Origin of the sequence: Mesorhizobium sp. M7A.F.Ca.CA.002.15.2.1 (assembly GCF_003998715.1) — a bacterium.
In the GTDB taxonomy this organism is placed as follows: domain Bacteria; phylum Pseudomonadota; class Alphaproteobacteria; order Rhizobiales; family Rhizobiaceae; genus Mesorhizobium; species Mesorhizobium ciceri.
Map to the genome: position 1 here is coordinate 1 of NZ_RZPI01000395.1, position 5,208 is coordinate 5,208.

Genomic DNA, 5,208 nt, shown 5'->3' on the forward strand with positions numbered 1-5,208 from the left:
GCATGCAGCCGCGACCAGACGATCGGCAGTTTCGACAGCACCATGGTGCCGAACTGGCGGCGCCGGTTGACCAGGCGGCCGTCATGCCGCTCGCTGGCGTCCATGTCGAAGGCCGGGCCATAGACCCAGTGATAGTCGGGCAGCAGGCTGGAAAGCAGTTCCGGCTGATCGTCGAAATTGCTGCGTTGCCAGTGACGCTCGACTTCCTGCAGTGCAATGACGTCGGCGCCGGCAACGATGCGCGCGGCGCGCGAAAGATCGTAGCGCCCGTCGCTGCCGAACCCGTACTGGATGTTGTAGCTGACCAGCTTCATTGCTTATCCGGCTCAATTTCGTGTTGGCAGTAGCGGTTCGATGCCGCGGTTGCAATGTGCAGGAGAATGGACCTGGCTTGGACCAGCCTTGCCCCTGACCGGGATCATGCACCGATCCCGAAGCACTTCGGTATCTTCCGTGCGCCGGAAAACGGCGTGCGATGCCTCAAGTATTCAGCGGCTGGAACCGGCCGGGTGGCGACGCGGCCAGTTCGGTCCAGTCGATCTCTTCCTCAAGGCGATGATAGGCTTCGTCGCCAATCGTCCCATTGCGGCGCAATTCCTCCAGCGCGTCGCGCTGGCTCTTGATCGCATAAAGACGCAAGCGGTCATATTCGGTCGCCGCCTGGGCATCGTCGGGGTTTTTGGCGATCTTGCGTTGAGCGGCATATTGCTCGCGCACCGCGGCCGCCGCGTCCGATGTCTTGCCGCTCAATATGTCGAGCGCCGCCTGCATGACCACAACACGCGCCTGCGCAACCTCGCGGTCGACCGTTTCGTCAGGGTTGAGGTTCAAAAGGCGCAGCAGCGGCTTCAGGCTCATGCCTTGCAGCACCAGCGTGCCGAGGACGACCGTGAAGGCAGCGAGCACGATCGGGTCGCGGGCCGGGAATTCAGCCGGCAGGGCGAATGCCGCCGCAAGCGTCACCAAACCGCGCATCCCGCACCAGCCGATCAGCACGCCGCCACGAAACGACGGAGCGTCACGCTGACGATCAGCCACGCCGAAACGGTCAAACCACCTGATGATCGCGCCGCACCCCAGAACCCAGACGAAGCGTGAGACGATGACGATGGCGAGCACTGTCCCGGCCAGGACGAACGCATCGGTCTGCCCCTGCCCGGCAAGCCGGCCGACGATCGTACGCGCCTGCAGGCCCATCAGCACGAAAGCCAGAACATTGAGCACGAAGACCGCCGTTTCCCAGACGGAATAAGAGCTGATGCGGTTTCTGGCCGGCATGCGGCGCGGCGCGGTGCGGGCGATCGTCATGGCATAGACGACTATGGTGATGATGGCCGACAGTCCGATCCTGTCGGCCAGGATCCAGACCCCGAACGTGCCGGCAAATTGCACCACAGTGCCGCTCGCCGGGTCCTCGATCCGGCCCAGCGTCATCAGAGACAACCGGCCAAGCAGATAGCCGGCCGCAAGACTGCCGAGCGTGGACAGCAGGATCATCGGAACGGCGCTGCTCAGCAGAATGGAGCCTGCTGCCGCAGAAATCGCCATTCGGTAAATCAGCAGCGCGGTGGCGTCGTTAAGCAGGCTCTCGCCTTGCAGAATGGCAGTGATGCGATGCGGCACCTTGAACTGGCCAAGCACGGCCGATGCCGCAACCGCATCGGGCGGCGCCACGATGGCGCCAAGCGCTATAGCCGCGGCAATCGGCAGACCTGCCATCGCCCAGCCGGCCAGCGCCACCGTCGCTGTCGTGAAAAGGACGGCACCAAGCGCCAGCAGCACAAGCGGCACCTTGTAGCGGTTGAGATCGCGCAGCGACGTGTCATAGGCGGCGTCGAGCAGCACCGGCGCGATGAACAGGGCAAGCGCCAGTTCCGGGTCGATCTCGATGGTCGGCACGCCAGGCACGAAGGCGATGGCCACCCCTGCCAGCGCCAGCAAAGAGGGATAAGGAACCTGCACGCGCCGCGACAGCGCCGTCAGCGCAACGGCGATCAACAGCAGAACGAGTGTCAGTTCGAAAAGAACCATGGCCTCTTATAGCCGGGAAGCGAGATTCTGGCAGCGGCAAAGCGGCTGGAAATTGTTGATTGCCCGGCAAGCTCGAGCCGGCAGAAAATACCTCGAATTGCTTCCTGACAAATCGCCGTCCACACCGACATTGAAATCATCTGATATGGGGCTCGCTTAAACGCGGACTTCCCTGCACTGCAGCCCATGCCACGCGGGCGGAAGCATCCTTCCCCCTTCGCTAACCGGGATACAGCCATTCATTCCAAACAAGCGCAGCAGCCTAGTGCAGCACGAGCATATCGCTCGAAGAAAACGAGATCTCGGCCTTCTCACCAACTGCGGGGGGCGGCGTTGCCGGGCTGTTGAACGTGTCGAGCGAGACCGTGTTGCCGCCGATGCCGACACGAACCCGGATGACCGATCCGAGGAAATGCACTTCGGAGATTTCTCCGGATAGGCTGGAGTCACGGCCAGGCTGGCGGCCCAGCGAAATAGCTTCCGGACGCAGCGCCAGGGACAGCGTGTCGCCCGACTTGGAACCGTTGAGCTTGCCCTTGAGCGAGACCTGTTCGGAATTGACCCGCACCGTGCCCGCGGCGGCATCGGTGACGGTGCCTTCCAGCACATTCAGCGTGCCGACGAAATTGGCGACGAACTTGGTTGCCGGCCGGTTGTAGATCTCGAATGGCGTGCCGACCTGCTCGGCCTTGCCGCCATACATGACGGCGATGCGGTCCGAGATCGACAGCGCCTCTTCCTGGTCGTGCGTGACGAAGATGGTGGTGATGCCGAGCTTCTTCTGGATCGACCGGATTTCCTCGCGCAGCGACACGCGCACCTTGGCGTCGAGCGCCGACAGCGGCTCGTCGAGCAGCAGCAGCTTTGGCTTCGGCGCGATGGCGCGGGCTAGCGCGATGCGCTGCTGCTGGCCGCCCGAGAGCTGGTAGGGATAGCGATCCGCCATCTGCGGCAGCTTGATGATGCCGAGCATCTCGGCGACGCGGGCATCGATGTCCGCCCTCGGCATGCCGGCGACCTTCAAGCCGAAGCCGATATTCTGCGCCACGGTCAGGTTCGGGAACAGCGCATAGGCCTGGAACACCATGCCGACATTGCGCTGGTTGGGCTTCAGTCTCGTAATGTCCTTGCCGCTGACGACGATCGTGCCCGCGCTCGGCTCCTCGAAACCGGCAACCATGCGCAACACCGTCGTCTTGCCGCAGCCGGATGGCCCGAGGAAGGAGACGAATTCGCCGCGCTCTACGTCGAGATTGAAGTCCTCCACCACCGTGGTGGCGCCGAAAGATTTTCGAACGTGCTGGATGGAGAGGAATGGGTCGGCCATGGCGTGGTTCTCTCGATCAATTTGGGCGGTTCGCCGATTTCGGCGCGAAGCGGGACAGGATCTGGATCAGCGACATGCAGCCCCAGGTGATGGCGAAGGCGATCACTGCAAGGGCTGCGGGCTCGTATGCACGGTTGGCGCCGATGTTCTGCAGATACGGGCCGAAAGCCGGACGGCTGAGCAGGCTGGCCATTGTAAACTCGCCAATGACGATGGCGAAAGTCAGGAATGCGCCGGACAGCACCGCGATCAGCACATTGGGCAGGATGACGCGGGTGATGATGGTGCCCCAGCCCGCACCCAGAATTTGCGCGGCTTCGGTCAGCGTACGCACATCGATGGTGCGCAGACCGGTGTCAACGGCCCGATACATGTAAGGCAGAGACAGCGTCGTATAGCCAATGACAAGCAACGCGTTCGCACCCCAATTGCTTGCCAAGAATGGCAGCGGCGAGTTCGAGCCGTACATCCTGATATAGCCGAAGACGATGACGATTGCCGGAATGACCAGCGGCAAAAGGGTGATGAATTCGACGATTGGCCTGAGCTGAGGCAGACGCAGCCGGATCCAGTATGCCGCCGGCACCACGATCAGCACCCCCAGGATAATGGTGCAGAGGGCAGCGATGACTGAAAAAAGGAAAGTTGACTGGAAGCGCGCGTCTCCCAGCACGACTTGATAGGCGTCGAAGGAGTGGACGCCGCGCCGCATGCGCAGCGAGAACTCGACCGTCGCGATCAACGGAATAAAGAAATAGGCAGCCCCGACAACAAAGACGACCCAGGCCCAGAACTTACCTGACTTCATTTGAGCCACCTTTCGGACCGAGTCCGAAACCAGATGTAGAAGACATTCGCAAGCCCGGTGATGACGATCATGCCAAAGGCTATGGCATAAGCGAGTTGCGGGTTGTGCAGCACGTCGCCGTTCATCTGCGAGTAGAGCTTGATCGGAACGATATTAAGCGTCGGACCGGCAAACGCATAAGCGGTGGCGATGGCGCCGAAGGCGTTCGCAAACAACAGGATGACCGTACCGAGAAAACTCGGCCATATCACAGGGATGACAACCATGCGCCAGTACTGCGCCTGCGTGGCACCGAGCGTGGCCGCAGCCTCGCCCCACTCCTTCTTCAAGCCATCGATGGCTGGCACGATGATGACCACCATCAGGGGAATCTGAAAGAACAGATAGACCGCGATCAGGCCCGTTGTGGTGAGAAAATTGAAGCCCATCGCGTAAATGTTGATGTTGAGCACGTCACGCAGAAGCGTCGTGACGATACCGACACGGCCGAGCGTAGCCAGGAACGCGAAGGCGAGCGGCAAGCCGGCAAAATTCGAGGCGACGCCCGAAAACGTCAGGGTCGCGGAGCGCGTCCAGCTTGGCAGTCCGCCGCGCACGATCGCGATCGCGATGGCGAGCCCGGCAAACGCCCCGATGATGGCCGACCAGAAACTGATCTTGATCGAAGACCAGTAGGAATTGCTGATCGACGGATCGCTGACCAGCTGCAGAATATTGTCGAGCGTGAACCCGCCTTCACCGTTCCGGAAGGCTCCCACGACGAGATAGAGCGTGGGCAGGATCAAGAACATTAGGGCAAAGATGAAGAACGGCGCCACGCCGATCCATTGCGTCGGCAAGCGGAAGGCGGTCGCCTCCTTCGGCGGCACCGGCTTGGTGGCGAATGCCTGATTTGAAAGCGAGAGATCGGTCATGCGCCGGCTACCGTCTTCGAGGAAGGACCGGGCGGCCTCGCGGCCGCCCGGTGGATTTCAAGTCTTACTTGACGTTGGCGCCGACAGTGGCGTCCCAGTTCTTGCTGATAGCTTCCTTGGCCTTAGCC

Annotated in this window: 5 protein-coding genes; all 5 read right to left on the reverse strand. The window is 61.8% G+C overall.

Going from position 1 to position 5,208, the window contains the following annotated elements:
- Window positions 1–314: endonuclease/exonuclease/phosphatase family protein (locus tag ENZ74_RS20785; RefSeq protein ID WP_348630700.1), on the reverse strand; the 314-nt coding region annotated here is incomplete at its 3' end.
- 166 nt (window positions 315–480) lie between these two features.
- Complete coding sequence (locus ENZ74_RS20790) at window positions 481–2,031, reverse strand: sodium:proton antiporter (RefSeq protein ID WP_027161381.1); 1,551 nt, start codon at window positions 2,029–2,031, stop codon at window positions 481–483.
- A gap of 262 nt (window positions 2,032–2,293) precedes the next feature.
- Window positions 2,294–3,358 (reverse strand): ABC transporter ATP-binding protein, encoded by a 1,065-nt coding sequence (locus tag ENZ74_RS20795; protein ID WP_013529688.1) that lies wholly within the window; start codon window positions 3,356–3,358, stop codon window positions 2,294–2,296.
- A gap of 16 nt (window positions 3,359–3,374) precedes the next feature.
- Window positions 3,375–4,166, reverse strand: coding sequence for an ABC transporter permease (locus ENZ74_RS20800; protein ID WP_063168960.1), 792 nt, complete (start codon window positions 4,164–4,166; stop codon window positions 3,375–3,377).
- Window positions 4,163–4,957 (reverse strand): ABC transporter permease subunit, encoded by a 795-nt coding sequence (locus ENZ74_RS20805; RefSeq protein ID WP_224621361.1) that lies wholly within the window; start codon window positions 4,955–4,957, stop codon window positions 4,163–4,165. The genes ENZ74_RS20800 and ENZ74_RS20805 overlap by 4 nt, the downstream gene beginning before the upstream one ends.
- Window positions 4,958–5,208: the final 251 nt, after the last annotated feature.

What these genes read in the sequence shown, in the direction of transcription:
- ENZ74_RS20790 (WP_027161381.1), bottom strand. Translation starts at nt 2,031, where the DNA reads ATGGTTCTTTTCGAACTGACACTCGTTCTGCTGTTGATCGCCGTTGCG.
- ENZ74_RS20795 (WP_013529688.1), bottom strand. Translation starts at nt 3,358, where the DNA reads ATGGCCGACCCATTCCTCTCCATCCAGCACGTTCGAAAATCTTTCGGC.
- ENZ74_RS20800 (WP_063168960.1), bottom strand. Translation starts at nt 4,166, where the DNA reads ATGAAGTCAGGTAAGTTCTGGGCCTGGGTCGTCTTTGTTGTCGGGGCT.
- ENZ74_RS20805 (WP_224621361.1), bottom strand. Translation starts at nt 4,957, where the DNA reads ATGTTCTTGATCCTGCCCACGCTCTATCTCGTCGTGGGAGCCTTCCGG.